We start from the raw sequence: 26,383 nt of genomic DNA on the forward strand, positions 1-26,383 counted from the left end.
TGGCGCCGGCGGGGTGAGGAAGCGTCTCGCCCTTGCGTCTGATCCTACAGGCCGCCGTCGAGCGCGCCGACAATAGGGGATCTACAATGATGCAGTTTCGAGGCCTTCGGGCCCTCGCCCTGGGCGCTAGCGCCCTGACGAGCCTCGTCGCCGGCCAGGCGTTCGCCCAGTCGAGCGAACCCAAGGACGCCGGCACGATCGAGGAAGTGATCGTCACCGCGCTGAAGCGCTCCACCACCGTCCAGACCACCCCGATCAGCGTCAGCGCGGTCACCGAGAAGTCGCTACAGGCGTTGGGCGCGCAGGGCATCCAGGATTATTTCCGCACGGTTCCGAACCTGCAGGTCGACGGCAACTCGCCGACCAGCCGTCGCCTGACCCTGCGCGGCGTGCGCAGCGCCGGTGAAGCCACCGTGGGCCTCTACTACGACGAAACCCCGCTGACGGGTCCCGCCGGCACGACCGCCGACGCCAGCTCGACCAGCGCCGACGTCAACCTGTTCGACGCCGAGCGCGTCGAGGTCCTGCGCGGTCCGCAAGGCACGCTCTACGGCTCGGGCTCGATGGGCGGCACCCTGCGCGTGATCCTCAACAAGCCCGACACCAGCCGCTACGCCGGCGCCGTCGAAGCCCAGGGAACCAGCACCAAGGGCGGCAGCAACGGCTATTCGGTCAAGGGCATGGTCAATGTGCCGCTGATCGAGGACAAGCTGGCCGCGCGCCTGGTGCTCTACAAGACCGAGGGCGGCGGCTATGTCGACGACGTCCTGCTGAACAAGAAGGACATCAACGACCAGCACTCCAGCGGCGGTCGCCTGATGCTGGGCTTCACGCCCACCGAAAACCTGACGATCAACGCCACGGGCCTGTACCAGAAGACCACCCTGGACGGTCAGAACAGCTGGTACCCCGCGCTGGGTAAGGAAGAGTACAAGACCAACGCCCGCGTCATCGCCCCGACCAGTGACAACCTGCGGCTCTACAACGTCACGGGCAAGTGGGACCTGAGCTTCGCCACGGTCACGGCGACCTCGTCTTACTACAAGTGGACGCTGCTGCGGAATTCCGACTACAGCCCGACGCTGTCGGGCAGCCGGGCCAACGCCACCGCGTGCCGCAACTGGGTCGCCGGCGGTCCGGCCGCGACGGGCTCCACGAACCCGGCCTGTACGGCGACGCAGCTGACGGCCTTCACCGCCTATGCCGACAGCCGCACCCCGGGCGCGCTGTATCAACCCATGGGCCTGACCTCGTGGAACCACGAGCTGCGCATGACCGGCTCGCTGTTCGACGACAAGCTCGACTGGACGGCCGGCGCCTATCTCGAAAAGCGCGAGGACTATATCGAGAGCAAGGTCGCCAAGGGCGACGCGACCACGGGCGTCATCAATCCCAACGACCTGACCGCCTGGCGTCACGTCGGCACCGACACCAAGCAGACCGCCTTCTTCGGTGAAGTGTCCTACAAGCCGATCGACAAGCTGACCCTGACCGGCGGCCTGCGCCGCTTCAAGTACGACAAGACCGTCTCCGGCCAGGTCCTGATCAGCAACTTCATCACCCAGTCCTACGTCGGGCCGGCCGCCGAGGTCGACGCCAGCGCGGATGGCTGGGTCAGCAAGCTGAACGCGTCGTACCAGGTCACGTCCGACGTCATGGTCTACGCGGTGGCGGCCAAGGGCTTCCGTCCGGGCGGCGCCAACAACGTGCCCGGCCTGGCCAGCGCGCTTCTGGCCTACCAGCCCGACAGCCTGTGGAACTACGAAGGCGGCATCAAGAGCCAGTGGTTCGACCGTCGCCTCACCCTGAACGCGGCCGTCTACCAGATCGACTGGTCGAACATGCAGATCTCGGCGACCAGCGCCAACGGGGCCTTCAGCTATCTGACCAACGCCGGCAAGGCCAAGATCAAGGGCTTCGAGATAGAGGCCACGGCCCGTCCGATCTCCGGCCTGACGATCAGCGGCACCGCGGCCGTCGTCGACGCCAAGCTGACGGAAGACCAGGCCAACTCGACCATCCTGATCACCGGCTCGACCGGCCTGCGCGGCGACAAGTTCCCGAACGTGGCCAAGTTCAGCGGTTCGGCCGCGGTCGAATACACCTGGCCGTTGAAGGGCGACATGAACGGTCTGGTTCGCGCTGACTACGCCTATGTCGGGGAGTCCGCCTCGCAGTTCCGTCCGACCTACGTCTACTACGAGAAGCAGGGCGACTACGGCTACGCCAACCTCCGCGCCGGGGTCGAGGGGGCGGACTGGGGCGCGTACCTCTTCGTCAACAACGTGACCGATGAAGTCGGGCTGATGAGCGTGACCTCGGCTGTGAACAACAAGCAGCAGGTGGTGAGCATCAATCCGCGCACGGCGGGCTTCCAGGTCCGCAAGCGCTTCTAGAGTCCAGTGACGGGTGGGCTTAGCGCCCGCCCGTCGCCTCGGGCGCTTCACGCGCCAGCTGCGTGTCCAGCGTCATCGGCCATGCTCTCGCCAGTTCGCCGACGCCCTTGGCCGGCGCGGATTTGGCGAACTCAGTGGAAGACGTTGTACCCGCCGATAATCGCGATCATCAGCCATCCGCCGAGCAGGCTGCCCGCGAAGTTACGAGACAGCCAGTTCCTGGTTTTGTTCAACGCCGACATGGAACGCCCCTGACTAAACTGAACCGTAGGCTGCCGAGTGATTCTATCCACAGGCAATCGTGTTCGGAGGCCTTCGGCGAAGTTTGTTGGATTATGTTCTCTCGCGATCAGCTCTCTGGAAGCAGAGTGTCGCGCCATTCCATGAATTAAGAGATAGTTAATAATCTAATATAAGTTGAAAGGTCGACATTTCGCCAAGCTTGAGCATAAAAAGCTCTTATTGATCAGTATTTTTGACGCTGAATTCAAAATGCGAATGCGCTAACCTGCCGCATTACCCCGATTGAGTACTCCGGATACATATTGGTCGATCGGACCGATTTGTACCCGTCGAGTAAAGGGGGCGTACTTGAGCTTTGTTTTCGCCCGTCAGGCCGCGTTATTGGCCGTGGCGATGTTCATCGGCGGCCTGGTGGCCCGGCCGGCCTCGGCCCAGGTGCTGGAGATCGGCGCCGACGGCGCTGTGACCCGGTTCGACGGTCCCGTCGTGTTCACAGACGACGGCGCCAAGACGCTGATCCTGGACGCGCCCGCCGCCGACGCCGCGATCGGCGCGGACGCCGTCCGTCAGCAGATCTCGACCGCCGCGAGCGTCTACGCCCTGGACCCGAAGCTGGTCGAGGCGGTGGCCTGGCGCGAGAGCCGCTTCCGTCCCGACGCCCGCTCGAACAAGGGCGCGATCGGGGTGATGCAGCTGATGCCGGGCACCGCCCGCGACCTGGGCGTCGATCCCCACGACCCGGTCCAGAACATTCGCGGCGGCGCGCTCTATCTGCGCCGGATGATGTCGGCGTTCGGCGGCGACGTCCGCCTGGCGCTCGCCGCCTACAACGCCGGCCCCGCAGCCGTCCGCAAGCACGGCGGCGTGCCGCCCTATGCTGAAACCCAGGCCTACGTGACCTCGATCCTCGGTCGCATGGCCGCTTCCGGCGCGCCTCTCGCCGTCCCCGTTCTTGGAGCCTCCCAGTGATGCGTAAGTTCTTCCAACCGAAGGCGGCCGGCCTGGCCGCCGCCGTCACCGCCGCCGCCAGTCAGGCTCACGCCCAGGCCGCGCCGTCCGATCCGCAAGGCTCCAGCGCCTTGCTGGCCGGCGTCATGTGGCTGCAAGGGTCGCTGATGGGCAATGTCGCCACCGCCGTGGCGGTGATGGCCGTGGCCGCGGTCGGCTTCATGATGCTGACCGGTCGTCTCAACTGGCGCTACGGCGCGACGGTCATCCTGGGCTGTTTCATCCTGTTCGGGGCCACCACGATCGTCAGCGGCATCCGCGCCGCCTCGGGCGCGGCCTAGGCCATGGCCGCGCCGCTGGATCGCGACGTGGTGTTCGGCGCCCTGACGCGCCCGCAGATGTTCGCGGGCGTGACCTACAGCTACTTCGTGATCAACGGCGTGGTGACGGCCGAACTCTTCCTGATCACCAAGTCGTTCTGGGCCATCGCGGCCGCGCTGGTGATCCACGCGATCGGCTACGCGGCGTGCCTGCGTGAACCCCGCATCTTCGATCTCTGGCTGACCAAGGTCAGCCGCTGTCCCCGCGTACCCAATTTCCGAGCCTGGCGATGCAACAGCTACAGCGCTTGAACCCCCGCAAGGAAATGACGGCCGGCAAGCGCCTGCCGTACGCCCGTCACCTCGACGACGTCACGCTGGAGACGCGCGATGGCCTGCTGATGCAGGTGATCCATCTGGCCGGCCTGCCGTTCGAGACGGCCGACAGCGAGGAGCTGAACTACCGCAAGGCCGTGCGCGACGTGATGTTGCGCGGCCTCTCCAGCTCGCGTTTCGCCATCTACCACCACGTGGTCCGCCGCCAGGTCGACGCCCGCACGCAGGGGGCGTTTCCGGACGCTTTCAGCGCCGAGCTCGACGCTGCCTGGAGCGAGCGCCTGGCCGCGCGGAAGCTCTACGTCAACGACCTGTTCCTGACGATCGTCCGCCGTCCGCTGCAGGGCCACGGCGGCGTCATCGACGGCGTTCTGCGCGCCCTGAAGGGGACCGGCAAGGCCGAGGCCGCCGCCGTCCAGGCCGCCGACCGCCGCGAGCTGGACAGCGCCCGCGACAGCCTGATCTCGGCCCTGGCCCCGTACGGCGCCCGGGTGCTGAGCGTCTATGACGGCGCCACGGGCCGCTGCTCCGAGCCGCTGGAATTCCTGTCCTGCCTCTACAATGGCGAGATGCGCCCGGTGCTGGTCCCGCAGGGCGACGCCGGCGAGTACCTGCCGTACCGCCGCGCCAGCTTCGGCCTGGAGACGCTGGAGCTCTCCCGCGCCGGCGCCCTGGCGCGCGGCTTCGGGGCCATGGTCTCGATCAAGGACTATCCGGCCCAGACCACGCCGGGGATGCTGGACGATCTGCTTCGCCTGCCGTGCGAGATGGTCATCACCCAGAGCTTCGGCTTCGTCGACCGCCAGCCGACCCTGGAGCGCATGAACCTGGCCCTGCGCCGGATGAAGGCCGCCGACGACGATGGTCTGTCCCTGCGCGCCGACCTGACCCGCGCCAAGGACGATGTCGTCTCGGGTCGCGCCGCCTTCGGCGAGCATCACCTGACCGTGCTGGTGCGCGGCGAGAGTCTGGACGGCCTGGACCGCTTGGCCGCCGAGGTGATGTCGGCCTTCACCGAGATGGGCGCCATCGCCGTGCGCGAGGACATCAATCTGGAGCCGGCTTTCTGGGCCCAGTTCCCGGGCAACTTCAAGGACATCGCGCGCAAGGCGCTGATCTCGACCGCCAATTTCGCCGGCTTCGCCAGCGGCCACAACTTCCCGGTCGGCCAGGCCGACGCCAACCATTGGGGCCCGGCGGTCACGCTGCTGGAGACCACCTCGGCCGGCCCCTATCACTTCAACTTCCACAAGGGCGATCTCGGCAACTTCACGGTCATCGGCCCGTCGGGCTCGGGCAAGACCGTGGTGCTGAACTTCCTGCTGGCCCAGGCTCGCAAGTACAGCCCGCGCATCGTGTTCTTCGACAAGGACCGGGGCGCGGAGATCTTCCTGCGCGCCATCGGCGGCCGCTACGAGACCTTGCGTCCCGGCCAGCCGACGGGCTTCAACCCGCTGGTCCTCCCGGACACGGCCGGTAACCGTCGCTTCCTGACAGAGTGGGTCGCCAAGCTGGTCTCGGTTCCGGGCGAGGCCCTGTCTGCCGACGACATCGCGCGGATCAAGGACGCTGTCGACGCCAGCTTCGACCAGGCCCCGGGCCTGCGCCGCCTGCGCTATTTCGCGGAGCTGTTCCGGGGCGCCCGCCGTCCCGACGCCGCCGATCTGGCCGCGCGCCTCGCGCCCTGGCACGGGACCGGAGAGCACGCCTGGCTGTTCGACAACGAGGCCGACGGCCTGGACCTCGACGCCCTGACCCTGGGCTTCGACATGACCCAGCTGCTGGACGACCCGGCTCTGCGCACCCCGGCCATGATGTACCTGTTCCACCGCGTGGAGCAGCGCCTGGACGGTCACCCGACCCTGATCGTCATCGACGAGGGCTGGAAGGCCCTGGACGACGACGTCTTCGTGGCGCGCATCCGCGACTGGGAAAAGACCCTGCGCAAGCGCAACGGCGTGGTCGGCTTCGCCACCCAGAGCGCGCAGGACGCCCTTGAGAGTCGCATCGCCAGCGCCATCATCGAACAGGCCGCGACCCAGATCTTCATGGCCAACCCGAAGGCGCAAGCGAAGGACTACTGCGAAGGCTTCGGCCTGACCCAGTACGAGTTCGAGCTGGTCAAGACCCTGCCGGACACCTCGCGCTGCTTCCTGATCAAGCACGGGACCGACAGCGTCGTCGCCCGTCTGAACCTGGCCGGTGCGCCGGAGCTGCTGACCGTGCTGTCGGGCCGCGAGACCAGCGTCCGCAAGCTGGACGCCCTGCGCGAACAGCTGGGCGATGATCCCCAGGCCTGGATGGCCCAACTGGTGAGGGCCGCGTGATGGCGTCCTGCGCCCAACTCCCCGTCGACGCCCCGATGGTCCCGGGCCTGATGGGCTCGGTCGACTGCCGGGTTCATGATCTGGCCGAGCGTGGCTTCGCGGCCCTGGCCGGACCGGGCTCGCCGGTCGGTCTGCTGCTGACCGGGCTGCTGACCCTCTATATCGTGTTCATCGGCTATCGCCTGATCCTGGGGCGCGGGGGGCTCAGGGTTGGCGACGCGGCCCTGTCGATGCTGAAGATCGGTCTGGTCGTGGCCCTGGCCTCCAACTGGGGCCTGTTCCAGATCCTGGTCTACGACACCCTGACCAAGGCCCCGACCGAACTGGGTGGTGTGCTGCTGGAGGGCCAGGCGCCGTTCACGCGCCTGCAGGACGCCTTCGACGGCCTGCAGCAGTCGGCGACCCTGATGGCCAGTCGCGCCAGCGTCGGCGCCGCCGCCACCCAGGGCGGGCCGGGCTTCGGCGCCTTCGCGGTCAACACCGGCGGCATGACGCTCGTCTTGTCCACCTTGGGCGTGCTGCTGGCCAGCAAGGTCGTGCTGGCCATCCTTCTGGCCCTGGCGCCGTTGGTCGTCGGCCTCGCCCTGTTCGAGGCCACGCGCGGCCTGGTCGAGGGGTGGCTGAAGGCGATGATCGCCCTGGCCCTGACCCCGCTGGTCGCGACCCTGACCCTCTCGCTGGAGCTGGCCATGCTGGCCCCATCGCTGAGAGCCCTGGCCGATGCGCGCGCGGCCCAGCAGTTCGCCGCCTTCGACATCAACCCCGCCGTGACGGTGCTGGTGCTGACCACGGTCTTCGCCCTGGTCATGCTGCTGGCCGTGATCGCGCTGGGCGTCATCGCCGCCGGCCTGCGCCTGCCGCGCGGCCTGGCCGGCGCCGCCTGGTCGGACCGGAACGCCGTTCCTGGCGCCCCGCGCTACGCCACCGCTCAGGTCGAGCCGATGGGCCGGGCGGCCGCCATCGCCGCCGCCGCCGTGGCCATGGACCGCCGAGAGCCCGTCGCCCCGTCGTCCGATCCGATCGGGCCTCGGATGCTGACCGTCGTGTCGGATCGCGGCCCGACGGCCGGCTCCGCCGCCCAGGCCGGTCCCATCGCGCCTCTGGGCCAGAGCTATCGCCGCACGCCCGCCCCCCGCCGCGCCGCCTCCAGCGCCCGGAGAGACCTGTGACCTTCGCTTGCCCCCGCATTCTTCTGGCCGCCGTGGCCCTGGGCGTCGCCTTGGCCGGCCCCGCGCTGGCTACCGAGACCCCGCGCCCCGGCGCCGTCGATCCGCGCATCCGCACCGTCGCCTACGACCCCGACCAGGTCGTGCGCCTGACCGGCTATTTCGGCATCCAGACCATGCTGGAGTTCTCCCCCGACGAGCGGATCGAGAACGTCTCGATCGGCGACGCCATGGGCTGGCAGGTGACGCCGAACAAGAAGGCCAACCTTTTGTTCCTCAAGCCGTTGGACCGCACGGCCGCCACCAACATGACCGTGGTCACCGACCGCCGCCGCTACGTGTTCGAGCTGGTCGTGGCCGGACCCAAGGCCTCGGCGAAAGACCTGGCCTATGTGGTCCGGCTCCTGGTCCCGGCGCCCGCGCCCGTCGCCATCATCGCGCCGCCGCCCGCGCCGCCGAGCGCGCCGGTCGTCCGCAACAGCGCCTATGTCGTGAAGGGCGACGCCGTGATCCAGCCGACCCGCGTCTTCGACGACGGTGTGGCCACCTATTTCGCCTGGCCGGTCCAGGCCGACCTGCCGGCGGTGTTCGTGGTCGGCGGCGACGGCGTCGAGGGCCTGGCCAACGCCGCGGTCCGCGAGGGCTATCTGGTCGTCGACCAACTGGCCCCGCGCTTCGTCCTGCGTTCGGGCAAGTCCAGCCTGACCGTGACCAACGCCGCCTTTACACAGCAGGCCGTCCGATGAGCGATCCCCGCCAGTCCGCCCAAGTCCAGCGGGATCTCGCCGACGCCGACGCCCTGGCGCGCCCGGCCGTGGCCCGCGCTCACGCCGGTCTGCCGACGCCGGTGATCGTGGCGGGCTTTGGCCTGCTCGGCGTCGCGGTCTTCCTGTGGATGGCCAGTCACCGCGCCGACGCCCGGCCGCGTCCGCCGCGCCCAGCCAAGGTCGAGGCCGCGGCTACGACCGCTATGAGCGCGCCCGCCGCGCCGCCAGCCGTCATCCCAGGTCCGCAGTTCACCGAGAACAACAGCCTGCCGCCGACTCCGGCTCAGGTCGCGGCCATGACCGCCAAGCCCTTGCCGCCGACCCCGCCAGCCGATCTCGACCAGCGCCGCCGCGCCCCGACCCTGGTGGTCGACTTCGGCGGCGCGCCAGCTCTGATTAAGGCCCGCGTCGCGACGGATCAGGCCGCGCCGATGGCTGGCAAGGCCGTCGACAACGGCCTGAACGCCGACGAGAAATTCGCCGACCGAGTCGGGACCAGCGACGCCGAGCCGGCCAAGGCCACGGCCATGCGCAACCTCGACGCCATGATTCCGCAGGGCGCGGTGATCCCGGCGGTGATGGAAACGGCGATCAATTCCGACCTGCCGGGCCTCGCGAGAGCCATGGTCACCCGCGACATCAAGAGCTTCGACGGCTCGACCGTGCTGGTCCCGCGCGGCAGCCGGGTGATCGGTCAGTACAAGTCGGGCGTGGCCATGGGCGCCTCGCGCGTCTTCGTGGTCTGGACCCGGGTGATCCGCCCGGACGGCGTCTCGATCCAGATTGCGTCTCCGGCCGCCGACCCGCTGGGGCGCGGCGGGCTGGAAGGCAAGGTCGACCGCCACTTCTTCAGCCGCTTCGGCGGCTCGATCCTGATGTCGGTGCTGAACGCCGGCGTCGCGGCCGTGGGCAACACCCGCTCGACCTCGCAGATCTATATCGGTTCTGCGTCGGAGGCGGCCAACCTGGCGGGCACGGTGATGAAGAGCGACCAGGTCGCCCCGACCATCCAGACTCCGCAGGGCGCGCCGGTGACGATCTTCGTGGCCCGCGACCTCGACTTCTCGGGCGTGCGGCAATGACCGCCCCCGCCAAGCTCCCTCTTTCGAGACTGGGCGTCTATCTGGAGGCCTATCTCGCTCCGCTCGCGCCGTGGCTGGCCGAGCCGGCCGTGACGGACCTCTATGTCAACCGTCCCGGCGAGCTGTGGGTCGAGCGCCTGGGAGGCGTCGCCGAACGTGTCGAGGTCCCGGCCCTGGACGAGACCAACCTGTGGCGGCTGGCCCGCCAGGTCGCCAGCCTGTCCAGCCAGGGCGTCAGTCGCGAGCATCCGCTGCTCTCGGCCGTGCTGCCCGACGGCGCCCGTGTGCAGGTCGTCGCCCCGCCGGCGACGCGCGAGGGCCTGGCCCTGGCGATCCGCAAGCACGTGGTCAGCGATCTGTCCCTGACAGACTACGCCGCGTCCGGCGCCTTCGATCAGGTCCTGGTCCCGAAGGCCAACGCCGACGCGATCCTGCGGGCCTTTCTCGATGCGGGAGACATCCGCAACTTCCTGGCCGGCGCCGTGCGGGCCGGCAAGAACATCGTGGTCAGCGGCGGCGCCGGGGCCGGCAAGACCACCTTTCTCAACGCCCTTCTCAAGGAAGTCCCGCTCGACCAGCGTCTCGTGCTGATCGAGGACGCGCCGGAGATCCGCCTGGTCCACCCCAACGCCGTCGGCCTGGTGGCCACGCGCGGCGAGCAGGGCGAGGCGCGGGTCACGGCCGAGGATCTGCTGCAGGCCTCGCTGCGCTTGCGGCCTGACCGGATCATCCTGGGCGAGCTGCGCGGGGCCGAAGCCTTCTCGTTCCTGCGCGCCGTGTCCAGTGGACACCCTGGCTCGATGACCACGGTTCATGCCGACGATCCCGCCGGCGCGGTCGAACAGCTGGCGCTGATGGCGCTGCAGGCCGGCGCCAATCTTCGCCGCGCCGACGTGGTCGACCATGTCGGGCGCGTCGTCGACGTGTTCGTCCAACTTCACCGCCAGAACGGCGTCAGAGTGGTCCGGGAGGTCGTCTTCCCAGACCGCTAAGCCCGCACAACCCTTCAATTTTCCTGGTTTTCCAGCTTAAGGCGCGTTGCCCCCTCGCGGCGCGTCAGGGACCTTGTCATGCGTAAACAGGACCTTGGCTCGGCGGCCGCGCTGAGTTTGGCTTTCTTCCTCACCGCCTGCGGCGGCGGCTCAAGCGGCGACAGCGGCGGCGGATCGTCCAGCGCCGAAAAGCCCGCGTCGATCGCGACCGGCGGCCTGGGCGGCACCTCGCCGACGGCGCCGGAGGACTTCACCCGCGAAACGGCCGCCCGTCTCGCCAAGCAGGGCAGCTTTGGGCCGACGCTCGAGCTGATCGATCATATCTACGCCCTGGGCGGCGCGGAAGCGTGGCTGAACGAGCAGTTCGCGCTTTCCTCGAGCAGCTACGCCGACATGGCGGCCAAGCCCGTGCCGAGCAACTTCTGCTCGACCCTGACCGGGACCGATCTGACCAACTGCAATCGCGACAACTTCACGGCCACGCCGATGCAGATGCGGTTCTACGCCAACGCCATCGGCAAGGACGACCAGCTGCGCCAGCGGGTCGCCTTCGCCCTGTCGCAGATCATCGTCGCCTCGGCCGTCGAAGTCGGCAACACCGCAGGCCTGGCGACCTTCAACCAGATCCTGCTGAGCAACGCGTTCGGCAACTACCGCGACATCCTCAAGGCCGTCACCCTGAACCCGTACATGGGCGACTACCTGGACATGGCCGACAGCAACAAGAGCCAGCCCAACGAGAACTACGCCCGCGAACTGATGCAATTGTTCTCGGTCGGCACGGTCCTGCTGAATCCCGATGGCACGCCGCAGACGGACAACGCCGGCGCGACCATCGCCGCCTACAGCAACACCGACGTCAAGGAAGTGGCCCGGGCGCTCAGCGGCTGGACCTACGCCCGCCTGAACGGCGCGGCCCTGACCGACAACACCAATCGCGACTGGACCAAGCCGATGGTGGTCTATGCCGCGCGCTACGATACCGGCGCCAAGAGCTTCCTGGGCAAGACCGTGCCGGCCAACGCCACCCAGCAGGTCAGCGTCGACGCCGTGGTGGACGCGGTGTTCAACCACCCCAACACCGGTCCCTACATCTGCAAGCGGCTGATCCAGCAACTGACCATCGCCAATCCGACCCCGGCCTATGTCGGGCGGGTCGCGGCCGTCTTCGCCGACAACGGCGCGGGCGTGCGCGGCGACATGAAGGCGGTGGTCAAGGCGATCTACCTGGACAGCGAGGCCCGCACTGGCTCGCAACTGCCGGGCAAGGTCAAGGAGCCGGTGCTGCTGGCCACGTCGCTTGCCCGGGCGATCGGCTACACGACCGACGGCTATGCCTTCACGACGCGCGACGCCGGCATGGGCCAGGCCCCGTTCCGCGCGCCGTCGGTGTTCAACTACTACCCCTACGACTTCCCGTTGCCGCAAGGCGCGGGTCTGCTCAGCCCGGTCACCAAGCTGATGACCACCTCCACCATCATCGCCCGCCACAACTTCCTCTACGACTGGACGGTCGGCGGCGACGCCACGCGCGGCGAGTTCAAGCCGACCCTCGGCGCCACCGGCACGATCCCCAACTGGGCCAGTTGGGAAGCCAACGGGACGAACGACGGCAAGACCATCGACCGCATCAACCTCGTGCTGCTGAACGGTACGATGACGTCCGCCCAGCGCCAGGCGCTGGTGACGGCCATGGCCGCCGTTAAGAACAACGACCCGGCCCTGCAGGCCCGCAAGCGCGCCCAGGTCGCTCTCTACATCGCGGCTTCCTCGCCGCTCTTCCAAGTCGATCGGTAGGCGTAACCATGACCGTTTCTCGTCGTGAAATCATGCAGATGGTCGCGGGCGGCTCGGCTGTCGCGGCCTTGGGCCAACTGGGCCTCTCCAGCGCGCTCGCCGCCGATGGCGGCGCCTACCGCGCCATGGTCGGCGTCTTCCTGTTCGGCGGCAACGACGCCTGGAACATGGTGGCGCCCACCGACGGCCGCTACGCCGACTACGCCAAGCAGCGCGGGGCGAGCCTGGCCCTGGCTCAGAGCAGCCTCGCGCCCCTGACCGGCACGGCTTTTGGCCTCCACGGGTCGATGACCGCCCTGAAGTCTGTCTGGGACGACGGCGGCCTGGGCGTGGTGCTCAACACCGGCACGCTGTTCGCGCCCTTGACCAAGGCCCTCTACACCAGCCGCCCGGACCTGCGCCCGGTCAACCTGATGTCCCACGAGGACCAGCAGAACCAGTGGCAGGGCATGCGCATGCGGGCCGCCAACAAGGACGGCTTCATGGGGCGGATCCACGACCGCGCCGGCAGTACGGCCAACCTGCCGCCGCTGATCTCGATCGGCGGCTCGAACCTGGCCCTGATCGGCGACCGCACCGCGCCGCTGATCCTGCCGTCGTCGGGCTCGATCGTCCGCAACGGCTATAACGCCGCCAGCACCGACGCGGCGGTGAAGGCCCGCCAGGCCGCTCTGGACGTCTTCGCCGACGCCGCCTCGTACGGCGCGATCACCGACCTGACCGGCAAGGGCATGTCCTCGGCCTACGCCCAGGCGGTGCAGGCCAACAGCATCGTCACGGCGACGACCTCGGCGGTGGACAAGCACTTCGTCAATCCGACCACCGGCGCGGCCCTGACCTCGGACATCTCCCGCCAGCTGCTACGGGCGGCCCGGATGATCGAGGCGCGCAACACCCTGGGCCACGCCAAGCAGACCTTCTTCGTCAGCCAGGGGGGCTACGACACCCACACCAACCAGGTGGCGGCGCACAAGAACCTCTATGCCGACCTCGGCAACGCCCTGGCCGGCTTCTACAACGCCATGAAGGCCCTGGGCCTGCAAGACAACGTCACCGCCTTCACGATGTCGGACTTCGGCCGCGTCTACAAAGGCAACGCCAGCGGCGGCAGCGATCACGCCTGGGGCTCGAACCACCTGGTGGTCGGCGGGGCGCTCGCTAACGGCAAGGTGCACGGCCGCTATCCGGACGTGACCTTCGGCGGCCCGGAGGACGCCTCCAACGACGGCCGCTGGATCCCCTCGATCGCCACCGAGGAATATGTCGGCGCTATCGCCCGATGGTACGGCGTCAGCGCCGCCGATCTGCCCTATGTATTCCCTAATTGGAGCGCCTGGAACGGCGGCGGGCGTGGGCCGGTGCCGCTGTTCGGCTAACCGCTTGCCAGGTCGGGACGGGCGCCCTTAAGCAGGGTGGGTGTCTCGGCCCGGCTCACCCGCGAATGGCTTCGACTGCCTCCGGCTGATCGCGGCCGCGCTGGTGGTGGTTCATCACGCCCGCGTGCTGAACGGCGCCGCGCCCTGGATGATCGGATGGGGACCCGATCCCGGCGCGCTGGGCGTCGGGATCTTCTTCGTGATCAGCGGCTATCTGGTCACCGCAAGTCTGCGCCGCACGCCAGGCGTCGGCGTCTTCCTGGCCAAGCGGGTCTTGCGCATCGCGCCGGGCCTGCTGGCGGCGCTGCTTCTGACCGCGCTGGTGCTGGGGCCGCTGGTCAGCGACCTTCCGGTCGCGGACTATTTCGGCGACGCCGCGCCGTTGCTCTATGTGCTCAAGAATCTCAGCCTCTACGCCGTCACCTACGACCTGCCGGGTGTTTTCGCGGACGCGCCGTACCCCAATGTCGTCAATGGTTCGCTGTGGAGCCTGCGGCTGGAGTTCACCGCCTATCTGGGTCTGGCCGCGCTCGGCGCCCTGCGGTTGGCGCGCGCGCCGGTGCTGGCCGGGCTGGCGCTGCTGGCGGGTGGAGCTTTCCTGGTCGTCCACTTCACCGGCCTCGACACGCGGGGCGAACTGGCGCGACTGGCCTCGCTGGCGACTCTGAATGGCTGGCTGTTCCTGTGCGGGGCGGCGCTCGAGGCGTTTGACGTCAAGCCGCCGGCCTGGACGGCGGCGGTCGGTCTCGTCCTGCTGCCGACCCCGGCCTGGTTCCTGGGTCTGCCCCTGGCCGTCGTGGCCCTGGGCCGAATGCCGGCGCCGAGGCTGCCGGCCGACCTGTCCTATGGCCTCTATATCTACAGTTTCCCGCTTCAGCAGGTGCTGGCCGAACACGGCCGCCTCGATGTGCTGACCTCGCTTGCCCTGGCCCTGCCGTTCGCGGCGGCGTCGTGGTTCCTGGTCGAGAAGCCGGCCCTGCGTCTGAAGGCGCGCCTGCCTGGCGCGGTGAACCTGGTCCCTGGGCGGGTGGAACAGCCCGTCTAGAGCATTTTCTGACGACGAACCGGCATCCGCTTCGTCGGAAAATGCTCTAGGACTTCGGTTTCTTCTTCAGCGCCAGCTCTTCGAGGGTCAGCTTGCGGACCGCGGTCACCGGATAGCGCTGCACGCCGAACGGGCCTGGTGCGATCACCATGGCGTCCATGCCCTGACACACCCACGAACTGCCGCGCGCTTCGACCGCGATGCGCACGGCCGTGTCGATGTCGCGGGCCGGCGAGAACAGGGTCAGGCGCCAGACATTACGCGGACCGATCGAGACGTCGACGGTCTGGTCATCGACGACGCTGAAGCCGTTGATGTCGTCGGCCCGGAAGCACTGGCTGCGATCGGGCTTGGGCTTTTCGGGCTTATCGGCCGCGAAGGCTGGAGCGGCGCCGAGGATGGCCAGCACGGCCGCCGAGGCGATCAGAACACGCATGAGCTCTTACTTCCAAGGACGCCCGCCGTCGGCATTGTCGCGCCGACGCTGGTTAAAGTTCAAGGGGCGCCGGGCGTGGTTCGTCGCGAGATCGCATGCCGACCTGGACGGGGTCATGGCTTCGCCAGAAGGCGGTTGGCGAAGAACAGGCCGACCAGGCCCAGTCCGCAGGCGACATAGGCCCCGATGGCCAGGAACTGGCCCCAGGCGATGTCGAAGTGACCGAACGACTTCACCAGCAGCAGCGAGATGCTGCCGACATAGCCGAACGAGTCCGCCACATAGATCAGGAAGCCGGCGGTGCCGACCTTGCCGGTGGCGGCGATCATCCGGTCGAACAACATGGCGTTGAACGGCGTGTAGCCCATGTAGAGCCCGGCGCCCGCCAGGATCATCCACCAGACTGGCGGCAGCATGTGCAACTGGTAGGCCAGGGTCGAGGCGCCCAGCAGGGCGAAGCCCAGGGCCACGAAACCGATGTTGAAGGTCACCGCGCGGCGGTTGTCCTTGACCCCCATCAGGGCGGCCAGGCCGACCAGAACGATGGCCGCCACCGGCAACTCCGACAGGGTGAAGATCGAGGCGGCGTTCGGAAAACCCAGCTCGGTCCAGATCTCGGCCGAGAAGTTGTCGCGGAAATCGCGCAGGGCCGTCAGCATCACATAGACCGCGATCAGCAGGATCAGGGCCGGGGCGTGGGCGGCGAACAGGGCGGCGCGATCCTTGGCGTTCATCGGCGCGCGGCGTACGCGCTCGGCCTCGTCGGCGGGCGAGGGCGGCGGCAACTGGGCCAGAGCGACCACGGCGATCAGCATCAGCGGCGCGAAGACCAGACCCGCCACGGCCGGCATCCACTTTTCGGCGACATTGGACAGCAGCAGCATCTTGCCGACCGACTTGGCTACGCCCGACGACAGGATGAAGCTGGCGCACAGCATGGCGCCCAGGACCTCGGTCAGGCGACGGCCTTCCAGAAAGCCGAACACCAGGCCCCAGATCATGCCCAGGCACAGGCCGTTCAGATACAGCGCCATCGGCCCGATCACCGTCGGCAGCACGCCGAACAGCAGCAGCGCCAACTGAGCCCCGAAGATCAGGATCAGGATGGCCGCGGCCCGGCGGCTGGCCCTCATCTCGGAGATCACCTTGACCCCGATGAACTTGGCGGTGGCGTAGCCGGCGACCTGGGCGATCACGAGGGCGATCTTGAAGTCGAAGGCGAACGGCCAGCCGTCGGGATGGGCGAAGGCGGCCGCGGTGAACGGTTTGCGATAGCCGAACATGGCGAAATAGACAGCGAACGACGAAAGACCGCCGTAGAGCGCGAACACCCAGGGCGGGGCCGAGGCCAGGAAGTGGGTGACCGCGCCTTGCGGGGCTTTGGCTTCGGCCCTGGCGTCCATGCGAAATTTCGTCCCCAAGGCTGAAGGTATTCAGCTAGCCTGCTTTGTCGCGCGCGGGCAATCAGGGGAACGAAGGCGCTCCGTGGTCGGAGCGCCTTCTGGTCAGGCTACTGGCTGGGGGCGTCGGGCCCGGCCTGGAAAACGATCGGAATGGTGACCTTGCCGCCGGCGGTCGGCTTGCCGTCCAGCGAGGCCGGCTTCATCTGGAAGTACTGGGTCAGCGCCAGGGTCGCCTCGCCGAAGCCAGCCTCCGTCGGGCTTTCCGAAAGCACCGTGCAGTTCTCAAGATGCCCGTCGAGCTTGACGTCGCAACTGACCGTCGACCGGCCGGGGAGTTTCGCCTTGGCGGCCTCGGCGGGATAGTAGCGCACCAGATCCTGGGCGGTCGGCTTCGTGGCCCAATCCGGCGCGATGATCGAAGGCTTGGCGGGCGCGGGGGTGGCGGCCCAGACCGTGCCGGCGCCGGCCAGGGCGATCGCGCCGACCAGGACCAGACCCGCGCGCCGGCGGGCGGTCGTCGTGGAAACAACATTCAGCATCATCAGTCTCTCCTTCAGGGGATGGACGCCGGTCGCCGGCCAGTGGCAGCCGAACGGTGCGGAAAAAGGGGTCATGGCGGCGCCGAGCAGCAGTTCGGCGTAGAGGCGCCGGTCTTCGGGGCTGGCGGTGGTGACGGCGGCGTCGCAGGCGATCTCCTGGTCGACGCGGAAACGCCGGGCGCCGAGGTGAGCCAGCGGGTTGAACCAGGCCAGGCAGCGCAGGCCGACCACCAATCCATTGATCGCGGCGTCGCCGCGCGCCTGATGGACCCGCTCGTGTTCGAGGACCAGACGGCGGGCTGGGCCGGCGAAGCGCGTCTCGAAGTCGGCCGGGACGACGATGCGCGGCCGAACAGCGCCCAGCAGCATCGGCCCGCCGCCCAGGTGCTCGCCACGCAGAATGTCGGGATCGCTCTCCAGCGCTGTGAGGCGGCCCAGCGCGTGGACGAACTGAACCTGGCGCGCGGCGAACAACGCCGCCGTGATCATCACGCCGCACGCCCAGACCGCGACCAGCCAGGGCGTCAGACTTGCCGCCTGCCGGGCCACGGGGGCCAGGCCGCGCGCGCCGGCGCCGACCAGGGTTACGACGGGCGTGGCGACCGCCGGCGGGGCATGGACGGGGAGCAGGCCCGCCAGCAAGCAGATCGGGGCGACCAGCCATAGGGCGTAGGCGGCCAGCGGGCCGAAGCGCTCTCGCACGGGTCGGCGCAGGGCAAGGATCGCCAGGACGGCGAGGGCGAGGACCAGGTTGGCCTGGAGGACGACGGGAAGGATCGCCGCGCTCATTTGCCGATCTTCTCGATCAGGGCCTTCAACTCGGCGATGTCCTCGTCGCTGAGCTTGTCGCCTTCAGAAAAGTGGGTGACCAGCGGCGCCAGACGGCCGCCGAACAGCCGATCCAGCAGGCCCTGGCTCTCGCTCTGGACATAGGATCCGCGCGAGACCAGCGGCGAATAGAGGTAGCGCCGGCCCTCGGCCTGGGCGGCGATGGCCTTCTTCTTCAGGAGGCGGCTGATCAGCACCTTCACGGTGCCCTCGGTCCAACCTTGCGGTTCGCGGACCTCGGCCATGATGGCCTCCGAGGTCAGGGGGCTACGGCGCCACAGCGCCTCCATCACGACGCTTTCCGCCGAACTGATCTTCATGGTCGCCTCCTGATGACAGCTGTCAACGAGTCGACGTTGACAGCTGTCATCGGTTTGGTCAACCGCTGTTCGTCCAGGGCGCGGGCAAACAAAAACGCCCCCCGCGAGGCGAGGGGCGTTTTCGGTAGCCGGAACGGTAGGGACGCTTAGGCGGCCTTGACCAGCGACTTGGTCAGGATGCCGATGGCGGCTTCGCGGTCGATGCGCTCGATGGCGGCGACTTCGCGGGCCATGCGGTCCAGGGCCGATTCATACAGCTGGCGTTCCGAGTAGGACTGTTCCGGCTGGTTCTCTGCGCGGTGCAGGTCGCGGACCACCTCGGCGATCGAGATGAGGTCGCCCGAATTGATCTTGGCTTCATATTCCTGGGCGCGACGCGACCACATGGTGCGCTTCACGCGGGCGCGGCCCTTCAGGGTGGTGAGCGCCTGCGAAACGGTGCCGCCTTCCGCCAGCGGACGCAGACCGGCCGTCTTGGCCTTCTTGGTCGGAACGCGGAGGGTCATTTTCTCGTGGTCGAAGGTGATGACGTAGACTTCGAGCGACATACCGGCCACTTCCTGGGTCTCGACCGCCTGAATGGTGCCAACGCCGTGCGCGGGGTAAACGACGTGGTCGCTGACCGAGAATTCCAGACCGCTCTTGCTCATGTTCGTCCTCATCTATGCGGGCCCGCGGGGCCCGAACGCCGTGTTCCATTCCCAAATCAAAAACGACAGGTTCTTGCTCCGCGGAAGAAGGTGCGCGGGGCCAGACCTGTCAGGATTGGGAATAGATCTCTAAGACACCCTTCGCCTTCGATCGGGCGGGCCGGTTCAAACTGGTTTGCTGAAACGGCTTCTTCGACAAGACGGACCGTCGCGATTAGCCGCAACCGTCACGTCGACAGCGACAATAGCATAAAATTCAGCCCTATGAAAGGGTTGCGTCCGGCAAAGGCGGGCGCGCCGCCAAGCTTTCGCGGCTTGGCGGGGGATCAAGCTTGAGAAATCGCGACGGAGCGCGGCAGTCGAAATCTAAGCGGCTTCAACGCCCGCCACATTCCTGGCGCTGGAAGCCGAGCCTGCCGACCCGTTTCTGATATCCCACCAGAACGGGCGCGCCAGCGAGCTTACGAGCCCTTGCCGGGCTTTTCGCTGAAGTACTTCTCGAACTTGCCGGTCTCGCGCTCGAAATCCTCGCGGTCGGCGGGCGGCTCGCCCTTGACGGTGATGTTCGGCCAGATCTTGGCGTAGTCGGCGTTGATCTTCAGCCATTTGCCGTCCGGTTCATCCTCGGTGTCCGGCTTGATGGCGTCGATCGGGCACTCCGGCTCGCAGACGCCGCAGTCGATGCATTCGTCGGGATTGATGACGAGGAAGTTCTCGCCCTCGTAGAAGCAATCAACCGGACATACCTCCACGCAGTCCATGAACTTGCAGCGGACGCAGGCGTCGGTGACGATGTAGGTCATCGATAACTCGAATGATGTCGGACAGAGTTCGGCGCGGGCGTTTTCGAAGTCTGAAGCTCGCTTGTCAATGCGGCTTGGCCGCGCGCGCGCCCAGGAATTCTCTATGCGTAGCCAGTCTCTGCCCTCTTTCTGAGGCCGTGCCCGACGGACGCGACAATGCGCCCTTCGGAGGTGTTGCCGCCGCAAACACTTTCTTATCGAACGAACGCCAATATGTGGGATTGGAAACGCCCAATAAAAACAAAGTCGGGAAGCCGACACCGATGAAAATTGAAGCCTTGGCCGCCCAACCCGTTCCAGAGGCCGACGCCGCCACGCGCGCCCTGGCCAAGGCGCGCGCCCGTGCGTTCGGCGAGTTCGTCCGCGAGGTTCCGTTCGCCGCGGCCTTGTTGGATCGCGACCTTGTGCTGGTCGCCGTCAGCCGCGAGTGGGCGCGGCAAGGCATAGCGCCCAGCCTGACCCTCGGCGACGACGCCGGAGCGGGCGGTCTGGTGGCGTCCGAGGACGTCGGATCGCTGCTGATCTGCGCCGAGGCGGGTATCGCCTTCTCGCGCTACCTGCCGACCGTCGACGCCGAGGGCGCGCAGCGTGTCTGGCGCACCGAGTTCAGCGCCTGCCGGGACGCGGCCTCAGGGGGCGAGGAGACCTATGCGGTGATGATCACCGCGCGCGACGTCACCGGCTATGCCGACAGCGTACTGCGCGCCGAGCGCGACAAGCAGCGCCTGACCATGGCTCTGGAACTGGATGATCTGCTGGTCCGCGAATACGACCTGCGGACCAAGGAGGTCTATTTCTCGGGCCACGCGCCCGCTCTGCAGAAGTACTGCACCTTCAAGGACGACCCGCTCGAGATCGTCGATCCCGAGGACCGCCAGCGCTGCGCCGACCTGGTGGCCACCCGCAAGATCGGCGAGGCGCGGGTCTTCGAGTTCAAGCTCAATCGTGAGGATGGCGTCGAGACCTGGGTCCGCTCGGTCGGCAAGGTGTTCGTCGGCGCCGACGGCAAGCCCGAGAAGCTGGTCAATCTCTTCAAGGACATCACCGACCGCCGCCGCCAGACCGAGGCGATCGAGACCCTGGCCTTCAAGGATCCACTGACCGGGCTGCCCAACCGCGCCCTGTTCCAGCACCGCTTCCAGGAGGCGGTGACGGCGTCCGAGACGCTGGGCGAGATGTTCGGCCTGATCATGATCGATGTCGATCATTTCAAGGACATCAACGACAGCCTGGGCCATGACGCCGGCGACGCCCTGCTCAAGCGACTGGCCGGCATGTTGCAGCGCGCCTTCCGCAGCAACGACACGGTGGCGCGCCTTGGCGGCGACGAGTTCGCGGTGATCCTCAGGGGACTGCACGGCGAAGCCGACATGACCCGGCCGATCGGCAAGCTGCAGGACCTGCTGCGCCAGCCGATCGAGCACGGCGGCCGCAGCTTCACGGCCAGCGCCAGCATCGGGGCCGCCCTGCACGGCGACCCGGACGCCGATCCGGCCCACATGATCAAGAACGCCGACATCGCGCTGTATCGCGCCAAGGAGGCCGGCCGGAACCGCAGCATCGTGTTCGAGCCGTCGATGCGCTCCGAGGTCGAGCGGCGGCTCGAGCTGCTGCGCGACGTCCGCGCGGCCCTGGTCGAGAACGAGTTCACCCTGTTCTATCAGCCGGTGGTCGATATCCGCGAGAACAAGGTCGCCGGATTCGAGGCCCTGATGCGCTGGGTTCACCCCGAGCAGGGCGTGCTGACTCCGGCCCGCTTCATGGCGGCGTTCGAGGACCAGGACCTTTCCCTGAAGCTAGGCGATGTCGCCTTCGAGGCGGCGCTGAAGCAGATGCGCCAGTGGCTGGAGGACGGCGTCGAATTCGGCCGCGTGGCGGTCAATATCAGCTCGGCCCAGTTCCGTTCGGGCCGCCTGGCCGAGGAGATCCAGGAGCGCTTGGCCCGCTGGAACGTGCCGTGCGAGCGGCTGACCATCGAGGTCACCGAGAACGTCTATATGGGCTGGGGTTCGGATCTCGTCAGCAGCACCGTCAAGCAGTTGCACGACGCCGGGGTGATGATCGCGCTGGACGACTTCGGCACCGGTTACGCCAGCCTCGCCAACCTGCGCCAATTCCCGATCGACCGCCTGAAGATCGACAAGTCCTTCGTCCAGAACACCGAGGACGAGGCCATCGTGAAAGCGGTGATCACCCTGGGCTCCTCGATGGGCATGAAGGTGGTCGCCGAAGGGGTCGAGGACGCCGCGCAACTGAAGGCGTTGGAGCACTACGGCTGCGACCAGGTTCAGGGCTATCACTTCGGCCGGCCCATGCCGGCGGACGAGGTAGCGGGATTTCTGAAGGGGTTCGGGGTCAACCCCTAGTGGCCTTGGGCCCACGGCCTCGTATAGCCTGAGGGCATGACTCTGACGATGGGCAAGGCGCCGTGGCGATCTCGCGGCTTCGTGGGGCGGTCCATCTGGGTGGTGGTCGCCGTCGTGCTGGTGCAGCTGGGCGCCAGCGTCGCCTTCTATAGCGCCATCGATCGCCAGACGCTGCGCGAAGACCACGCGCGGCGGATCGGCGAACTGCTGGTCGTCGGGGAGCGAGTGGCCAGGCTGGGCGAGGCCGATTTCGACAAGGTCATGACCTCGCACTACATGGAGGCCAAGGTCGCGATCCTGCCGCCGGAGGGGCCGCCAGTCACGCGCAGCCGGATGGCCGAGGCCAACGCCATCGCCGACTATGTCCGCCAGTGGGAGCCGAGCCTCGCCGCGCGGCCGCTGCGCCTGTGGTCCGAAAGCCGGCCCGAGGGCGGCCGAGACCTGGTCGGGGTCATGGGGCTGGAGGACGGCCGGTGGCTGACCTTCCGCTCGCGCAACTTCCCCCGACCCTGGCCGATCGCCCTGCGCGCGGTGGCCACGACCCTGGTCTTCTCCCTGGCTTGCGTGGCTTTGGGCGCCTATGCGCTGCGTCAGCTGGGCGAGCCGCTGCGTCGCCTGACCGAGGCTTCGCGCCAGGTCGGCGCGGCGCCGCCGTCGCCCATCGTGATCGAAGGGCCCAACGACATCGTCGAGCTGGGCCGGGCGTTCAACGACATGCAGCGCCGCATCGCGGGCCTGATCGAAGACCAGGCTCGGGCCATGGAGGCGCTCAGCCACGACCTGCGCACGCCGCTGGCCCGCCTGACCCTGGCGGCGGACTATATCGAGCCGGACGACATCAAGACCCTGGTGGCCGACAATGTCGGCGAACTGGACGCGATGCTGCGATCGCTCTCGGACTGGCTGCGCGCCCAGCACTCGTCCAGCACCGCCGAGGTCGTTGACCTGCCTTCGTTGATCCAGGGCGTGACGGCCCGATGGCCGGAGGCGGCGCGCTACGAAGGCGGCAAGGCTCTGGAGATCACCACCCATCGTGGCCCTCTGGAGCAGGCGCTGATCCGGCTGGTGGACAACGCCGTGCGCTTCGGCGGTCAGGCGCGCGTCAGGCTTGTCGCGGGCGGTCCGGAGGGGCCGTTAATCGAGGTGCTGGACCAGGGGCCGGGCCTGACCGCCGACGCCATGGCCCGCATCTACGAACCGTTCTTCCGAGGCGACGCGGCGCGGGCTCGCGACACCGGCGGCTTCGGCCTCGGCATTCCCACCGCCGAGCGGCTGATCAATCGATTCGGCGGCAAGCTGGCGATCGGCAATCGCGACGGCGGCGGAGTCGTCGCCAGGATCTGGCCGCCCGCGGCGGCGACGGAGGGCTAACCCTCGACGGCCTCGTACAGTCCGCGCGCCTCGGTCGCCGGACCTCGGCGCTCGCCGCAGTCCAGAACGCGCACGGCGATCAGGCGGCCGCCCAGGCCGAACACCACCACGTCGCCGGGCTTCACCGTGCGCGAGGGCTTGTCGATACGGCTCTCGGTTCCGGCGCGCGTCAGGCGGATGCGGCCCTCGTCGACGAACCTGGCGGCCAGGGAGCGGGTCTTGAAGAAGCGGGCGCGCCACAGCCACACGTCGGCGCGGACGGAGTCTCCATGGACGTCCGTCATGACGCGGCCTGCTTGGCCGCGGCTGGCTTGCGCCGCCGCGGCCGCTTGCGGCGCTCGGGCGGAGGCGGCGGTTCGGTCAGCTTGGCGAGCGCAGCGAATGGCGAGTCCGGGCGCGCCTTGACCGGCTTCTGCTCCAGCTTGGCGGCGCCGCGACGCTTCCAGACGATCGGCTGGTGGGGCTTGGCGCGGATCGCCGGGGTGTAGTCGAGCGCGCGCAGGACGTTGGACGCCTGCTTGGCGGTCCAGCCCAAGGTCTCCAGCGCCTTGTCGGTCAGCACCACGCCGCCGTGCTGCTGCTCGGCGCGCAGCAGGGCGTCCAGCGCTTCCAGCGCTCCCACCGGAATGCTGAAGCCGGCCACGGCGCGCAGGCCGCTGGCCGACAGTTCGCGGGCCGACGGCTCGGGCGAGGGCAGGGGCTCAAGCGTCGTCAGCGCGCCGCGCCAGCCGGTCGGGTTAAGGGCGCGAGCGCAGGCCACGGCCTCGGCCTTCAGCACGGCGGGGCAATAGAGGCTGAACGCGCCGATCCGCACGCCCAGGCTCTTGAGGGTGCGGCGCTCGGCCTGGCTCAGCGCCTTCAGTTCCGGGTCGACGGGACGCTTGTCCAGCACCCCGCCGGCTTCCAGAAGACGGTGGGCGACGCCGCGGGGCAGGCCGCGAAGCTCGCCGCCGGCCAGGGCGCGCTCCAGCTTGCGCAATGGGGCCAAGTGCCTGTCGACCTCCGAGGCGAGGAAGGCGTCCAGACGCCGCTCGGCTCGCTCGCGCACGGCGGCGGGGCCCAGCTCGCCCAGCAGGCGGGCGCGGGGCGACAGCAGGGGCAGGTCGCGGCGCACGGCCCCGGCCGCCTCGCCCCGCCACAGGATCGCGCCGTCGGGCGTCAGGGCGAAGGCGTCGTCGGCTTCGCTGGCCAGCAAGCCCAAACGCTTGGCGATCTCGGGCCCGACCGCGCGCTGGGCGGCGTTGCGCAGAGCTTTCTCTTCGAGGGGCGAGGTCGCCTTGACCGGCGTGAAGGCGACGCCCGACAGGTGGCCGACGACGTGACCCTCGACCGTCACCTCGCCGTCCTGGCCGACGCCGGCATAGAGCGTCTCGCGTTCGCCCAGCTGTTTCATGAGCACGCTGGTGCGCCGGTCGATGAACCGGGCCATCAGCTTCTCGTGCAGGGTGTCGCTGATCCGATCCTCAAGCTGGCGGGTCAGGCCCTGCCAGTGGGCGGGATTGGCCACCCAGTCCGGGCGGTTGGCGATATAGCTGAGCGTGCGCACGCCCGATAGGCGGCCGGCCAGGCTGTCGATTTCGCCATCGACGCGGTCCAGCGCCTTGTACTGGCTGTTGATCCAGTCCTCGGGCAGGCGCTTGCGGCCGGTGGTCAGGTCGTCGAACAGAGTGCGCGCCATGCGCTGGTGGTCGTCGTCTGTGGTCTTGCGGAAGTCCGGCGTCTGGCACACGTCCCACAGACGCAGCAGGGCAGAGCGGTCGGTCTTGCAGCGCTTGATCACGTCTTCCTGCTGGGCCAGGGCGCGCAGGGTGCGTTCGTCCAGGGCTTCCTGCGACAGGGACAGGCCGTTGCGCTTGGGCGTCTCGTTCAGCGAGCGCAGCAGGCCGGGCAGGGAGCCGAAGTCGAGGCGGGCGTTGCGCCATTCGGCCTGGGTGATCGGCTCGAACGTGTGGCTCTCGACGGCTTCAACGAGGTCCTCGTCGATCTCCTCGCAGTCGCTGGTGACCCCGAAGGTGCCGTCGCGGGTGTAGCGGCCCGCCCGGCCGGCGATCTGGCCGACCTCCTGCGGATAGAGCCAGCGGGTGCGCTTGCCGTCGAACTTGCGCAGGCCGGCGAAGGCCACGTGGTCGACGTCCATGTTCAGGCCCATGCCGATGGCGTCGGTGGCCACCAGGAAGTCGACCTCGCCCGACTGGTAGAGCGCGACCTGAGCGTTGCGGGTGCGGGGGCTGAGGCTCCCCATCACGACCGCCGCGCCCCCCCTCTGGCGCCGGATCAGCTCGGCGATCGCATAGACCGCGTCGGTGGAGAAGGCGACGATCGCCGTGCGCCGCGGCAGGCGGGTCAGCTTCTTGGAGCCGGCGTAGGAGAGGTTCGAAAACCTCTCGCGCGAGACGATCTCGGCGTCCGGCAGCAGGCGACGGACCAGCGGAGCCATGGTGCCCGCGCCCAGGAACATGGTCTCGAACTTGCCGCGCGCGTGCAGCAGGCGGTGGGTGAAGATATGGCCGCGCTCGGGATCGGCGCACAGCTGGATTTCGTCGACCGCCAGGAACTCGACCTCGCGGGCCAGCGGCATGGCCTCGACCGTGCAGACGAAATAGACCGCCCGGGCCGGGACGATCTTCTCCTCGCCGGTGATCAGCGCCACCGAGGCCTTGCCGCGCAGCTTGACGACCCGATCATAAATCTCGCGCGCCAGCAGGCGCAGCGGCAGGCCGATCATGCCCGAGCCATGGGCCAACATGCGTTCGACGGCCAGGTGGGTCTTGCCGGTATTGGTCGGGCCCAGGACCGCGGTCAGCTTCGAAGGAGCCAGGCCGGTCGAACGATCACTCATGGATTCAAGGTGGGGCGGGAATCGTGACGAGGC

The 26,383-nt window shown here is 68.3% G+C and carries 22 protein-coding genes; 14 read left to right on the forward strand and 8 right to left on the reverse strand.

What is annotated here, in order from left to right:
* Positions 1-86: 86 nt before the first annotated feature.
* From EIK80_RS01905 to EIK80_RS01960, 12 genes are all read left to right on the forward strand, one after another.
* Positions 87-2,396: a TonB-dependent receptor gene (locus EIK80_RS01905; protein ID WP_125155270.1), complete on the forward strand. Its 2,310-nt coding sequence runs from the start codon at positions 87-89 to the stop codon at positions 2,394-2,396.
* 591 nt (positions 2,397-2,987) lie between these two features.
* Positions 2,988-3,608: a lytic transglycosylase domain-containing protein gene (locus tag EIK80_RS01910; protein WP_199743343.1), complete on the forward strand. Its 621-nt coding sequence runs from the start codon at positions 2,988-2,990 to the stop codon at positions 3,606-3,608.
* Positions 3,608-3,928, forward strand: a complete 321-nt coding sequence (locus tag EIK80_RS01915; protein ID WP_125155271.1) for a TrbC/VirB2 family protein — start codon at positions 3,608-3,610, stop codon at positions 3,926-3,928. The genes EIK80_RS01910 and EIK80_RS01915 overlap by 1 nt, the downstream gene beginning before the upstream one ends.
* A 3-nt stretch (positions 3,929-3,931) precedes the next feature.
* The gene (locus tag EIK80_RS01920; protein ID WP_056045755.1) at positions 3,932-4,219 is read left to right on the forward strand and encodes a type IV secretion system protein VirB3; all 288 of its coding nucleotides are present in this window, start codon (positions 3,932-3,934) and stop codon (positions 4,217-4,219) included.
* Positions 4,198-6,570, forward strand: a complete 2,373-nt coding sequence (locus EIK80_RS01925; protein ID WP_125155272.1) for a VirB4 family type IV secretion/conjugal transfer ATPase — start codon at positions 4,198-4,200, stop codon at positions 6,568-6,570. Before EIK80_RS01920 ends, EIK80_RS01925 begins: the two co-directional genes overlap by 22 nt.
* On the forward strand, positions 6,570-7,739 hold the full coding sequence (locus EIK80_RS01930; RefSeq protein ID WP_125155273.1) for a type IV secretion system protein: 1,170 nt from the start codon (positions 6,570-6,572) through the stop codon (positions 7,737-7,739). The genes EIK80_RS01925 and EIK80_RS01930 overlap by 1 nt, the downstream gene beginning before the upstream one ends.
* Positions 7,736-8,482: a TrbG/VirB9 family P-type conjugative transfer protein gene (locus EIK80_RS26050; protein WP_158624626.1), complete on the forward strand. Its 747-nt coding sequence runs from the start codon at positions 7,736-7,738 to the stop codon at positions 8,480-8,482. The genes EIK80_RS01930 and EIK80_RS26050 overlap by 4 nt, the downstream gene beginning before the upstream one ends.
* Positions 8,479-9,585, forward strand: coding sequence for a TrbI/VirB10 family protein (locus tag EIK80_RS01940; protein ID WP_125155275.1), 1,107 nt, complete (start codon positions 8,479-8,481; stop codon positions 9,583-9,585). The genes EIK80_RS26050 and EIK80_RS01940 overlap by 4 nt, the downstream gene beginning before the upstream one ends.
* Complete coding sequence (gene virB11, locus EIK80_RS01945) at positions 9,582-10,577, forward strand: P-type DNA transfer ATPase VirB11 (RefSeq protein WP_125155276.1); 996 nt, start codon at positions 9,582-9,584, stop codon at positions 10,575-10,577. The genes EIK80_RS01940 and virB11 overlap by 4 nt, the downstream gene beginning before the upstream one ends.
* A gap of 78 nt (positions 10,578-10,655) precedes the next feature.
* Positions 10,656-12,374: a DUF1800 family protein gene (locus tag EIK80_RS01950; RefSeq protein ID WP_125155277.1), complete on the forward strand. Its 1,719-nt coding sequence runs from the start codon at positions 10,656-10,658 to the stop codon at positions 12,372-12,374.
* A gap of 8 nt (positions 12,375-12,382) precedes the next feature.
* Positions 12,383-13,750, forward strand: coding sequence for a DUF1501 domain-containing protein (locus tag EIK80_RS01955; protein WP_125155278.1), 1,368 nt, complete (start codon positions 12,383-12,385; stop codon positions 13,748-13,750).
* Between the two features lie 40 nt (positions 13,751-13,790).
* Complete coding sequence (locus tag EIK80_RS01960) at positions 13,791-14,795, forward strand: acyltransferase (RefSeq protein WP_125155279.1); 1,005 nt, start codon at positions 13,791-13,793, stop codon at positions 14,793-14,795.
* 46 nt (positions 14,796-14,841) lie between these two features.
* On the opposite strand, the gene EIK80_RS01965 is transcribed toward EIK80_RS01960, so the two are convergent.
* The 6 genes from EIK80_RS01965 to fdxA all read right to left on the reverse strand — a co-directional run bounded on the left by EIK80_RS01965 (position 14,842) and on the right by fdxA (position 19,774).
* Positions 14,842-15,231, reverse strand: coding sequence for a DUF6491 family protein (locus tag EIK80_RS01965; protein WP_125155280.1), 390 nt, complete (start codon positions 15,229-15,231; stop codon positions 14,842-14,844).
* 113 nt (positions 15,232-15,344) lie between these two features.
* Positions 15,345-16,634, reverse strand: a complete 1,290-nt coding sequence (locus EIK80_RS01970; RefSeq protein WP_125155281.1) for a DUF5690 family protein — start codon at positions 16,632-16,634, stop codon at positions 15,345-15,347.
* Between the two features lie 107 nt (positions 16,635-16,741).
* Positions 16,742-17,962: a TonB family protein gene (locus EIK80_RS01975; RefSeq protein ID WP_125155282.1), complete on the reverse strand. Its 1,221-nt coding sequence runs from the start codon at positions 17,960-17,962 to the stop codon at positions 16,742-16,744.
* On the reverse strand, positions 17,959-18,321 hold the full coding sequence (locus EIK80_RS01980; protein ID WP_125155283.1) for a BlaI/MecI/CopY family transcriptional regulator: 363 nt from the start codon (positions 18,319-18,321) through the stop codon (positions 17,959-17,961). The genes EIK80_RS01975 and EIK80_RS01980 overlap by 4 nt, the downstream gene beginning before the upstream one ends.
* A 146-nt stretch (positions 18,322-18,467) precedes the next feature.
* Complete coding sequence (locus EIK80_RS01985; protein ID WP_125155284.1) at positions 18,468-18,971, reverse strand: CarD family transcriptional regulator; 504 nt, start codon at positions 18,969-18,971, stop codon at positions 18,468-18,470.
* 461 nt (positions 18,972-19,432) lie between these two features.
* On the reverse strand, positions 19,433-19,774 hold the full coding sequence (gene fdxA / locus EIK80_RS01990) for a ferredoxin FdxA (RefSeq protein ID WP_125155285.1): 342 nt from the start codon (positions 19,772-19,774) through the stop codon (positions 19,433-19,435).
* A 263-nt stretch (positions 19,775-20,037) separates the two neighbouring features.
* Here fdxA and EIK80_RS01995 point away from each other — a divergent pair, with 263 nt between their 5' ends.
* Together EIK80_RS01995 and EIK80_RS02000 are read left to right on the forward strand one after the other, a co-directional pair.
* Positions 20,038-22,140 (forward strand): bifunctional diguanylate cyclase/phosphodiesterase, encoded by a 2,103-nt coding sequence (locus EIK80_RS01995; protein ID WP_125155286.1) that lies wholly within the window; start codon positions 20,038-20,040, stop codon positions 22,138-22,140.
* Between the two features lie 36 nt (positions 22,141-22,176).
* The gene (locus EIK80_RS02000; protein WP_125155287.1) at positions 22,177-23,511 is read left to right on the forward strand and encodes an ATP-binding protein; all 1,335 of its coding nucleotides are present in this window, start codon (positions 22,177-22,179) and stop codon (positions 23,509-23,511) included.
* On the opposite strand, the gene EIK80_RS02005 is transcribed toward EIK80_RS02000, so the two are convergent.
* Together EIK80_RS02005 and EIK80_RS02010 are read right to left on the reverse strand one after the other, a co-directional pair.
* Positions 23,508-23,795, reverse strand: coding sequence for an RNA-binding S4 domain-containing protein (locus EIK80_RS02005; protein WP_125155288.1), 288 nt, complete (start codon positions 23,793-23,795; stop codon positions 23,508-23,510). The genes EIK80_RS02000 and EIK80_RS02005 overlap by 4 nt on opposite strands.
* Positions 23,792-26,350: a helicase-related protein gene (locus tag EIK80_RS02010; RefSeq protein WP_125155289.1), complete on the reverse strand. Its 2,559-nt coding sequence runs from the start codon at positions 26,348-26,350 to the stop codon at positions 23,792-23,794. Before EIK80_RS02010 ends, EIK80_RS02005 begins: the two co-directional genes overlap by 4 nt.
* Positions 26,351-26,383: the final 33 nt, after the last annotated feature.

The sequence above is a fragment of the Caulobacter sp. 602-1 genome, assembly GCF_003931565.1.
In the GTDB taxonomy this organism is placed as follows: domain Bacteria; phylum Pseudomonadota; class Alphaproteobacteria; order Caulobacterales; family Caulobacteraceae; genus Caulobacter.

What these genes read in the sequence shown, in the direction of transcription:
- EIK80_RS01955 (WP_125155278.1), top strand. Translation starts at nt 12,383, where the DNA reads ATGACCGTTTCTCGTCGTGAAATCATGCAGATGGTCGCGGGCGGCTCG.
- EIK80_RS01980 (WP_125155283.1), bottom strand. Translation starts at nt 18,321, where the DNA reads ATGAAGATCAGTTCGGCGGAAAGCGTCGTGATGGAGGCGCTGTGGCGC.
- EIK80_RS01925 (WP_125155272.1), top strand. Translation starts at nt 4,198, where the DNA reads ATGCAACAGCTACAGCGCTTGAACCCCCGCAAGGAAATGACGGCCGGC.
- EIK80_RS01975 (WP_125155282.1), bottom strand. Translation starts at nt 17,962, where the DNA reads ATGAGCGCGGCGATCCTTCCCGTCGTCCTCCAGGCCAACCTGGTCCTC.
- EIK80_RS01905 (WP_125155270.1), top strand. Translation starts at nt 87, where the DNA reads ATGATGCAGTTTCGAGGCCTTCGGGCCCTCGCCCTGGGCGCTAGCGCC.
- EIK80_RS01950 (WP_125155277.1), top strand. Translation starts at nt 10,656, where the DNA reads ATGCGTAAACAGGACCTTGGCTCGGCGGCCGCGCTGAGTTTGGCTTTC.
- EIK80_RS01970 (WP_125155281.1), bottom strand. Translation starts at nt 16,634, where the DNA reads ATGGACGCCAGGGCCGAAGCCAAAGCCCCGCAAGGCGCGGTCACCCAC.
- EIK80_RS01920 (WP_056045755.1), top strand. Translation starts at nt 3,932, where the DNA reads ATGGCCGCGCCGCTGGATCGCGACGTGGTGTTCGGCGCCCTGACGCGC.
- EIK80_RS01930 (WP_125155273.1), top strand. Translation starts at nt 6,570, where the DNA reads ATGGCGTCCTGCGCCCAACTCCCCGTCGACGCCCCGATGGTCCCGGGC.
- virB11 (WP_125155276.1), top strand. Translation starts at nt 9,582, where the DNA reads ATGACCGCCCCCGCCAAGCTCCCTCTTTCGAGACTGGGCGTCTATCTG.
- EIK80_RS02005 (WP_125155288.1), bottom strand. Translation starts at nt 23,795, where the DNA reads ATGACGGACGTCCATGGAGACTCCGTCCGCGCCGACGTGTGGCTGTGG.
- EIK80_RS01965 (WP_125155280.1), bottom strand. Translation starts at nt 15,231, where the DNA reads ATGCGTGTTCTGATCGCCTCGGCGGCCGTGCTGGCCATCCTCGGCGCC.
- EIK80_RS01940 (WP_125155275.1), top strand. Translation starts at nt 8,479, where the DNA reads ATGAGCGATCCCCGCCAGTCCGCCCAAGTCCAGCGGGATCTCGCCGAC.
- EIK80_RS01985 (WP_125155284.1), bottom strand. Translation starts at nt 18,971, where the DNA reads ATGAGCAAGAGCGGTCTGGAATTCTCGGTCAGCGACCACGTCGTTTAC.
- EIK80_RS02000 (WP_125155287.1), top strand. Translation starts at nt 22,177, where the DNA reads ATGACTCTGACGATGGGCAAGGCGCCGTGGCGATCTCGCGGCTTCGTG.
- EIK80_RS02010 (WP_125155289.1), bottom strand. Translation starts at nt 26,350, where the DNA reads ATGAGTGATCGTTCGACCGGCCTGGCTCCTTCGAAGCTGACCGCGGTC.
- EIK80_RS01915 (WP_125155271.1), top strand. Translation starts at nt 3,608, where the DNA reads ATGCGTAAGTTCTTCCAACCGAAGGCGGCCGGCCTGGCCGCCGCCGTC.
- fdxA (WP_125155285.1), bottom strand. Translation starts at nt 19,774, where the DNA reads ATGACCTACATCGTCACCGACGCCTGCGTCCGCTGCAAGTTCATGGAC.
- EIK80_RS01995 (WP_125155286.1), top strand. Translation starts at nt 20,038, where the DNA reads ATGAAAATTGAAGCCTTGGCCGCCCAACCCGTTCCAGAGGCCGACGCC.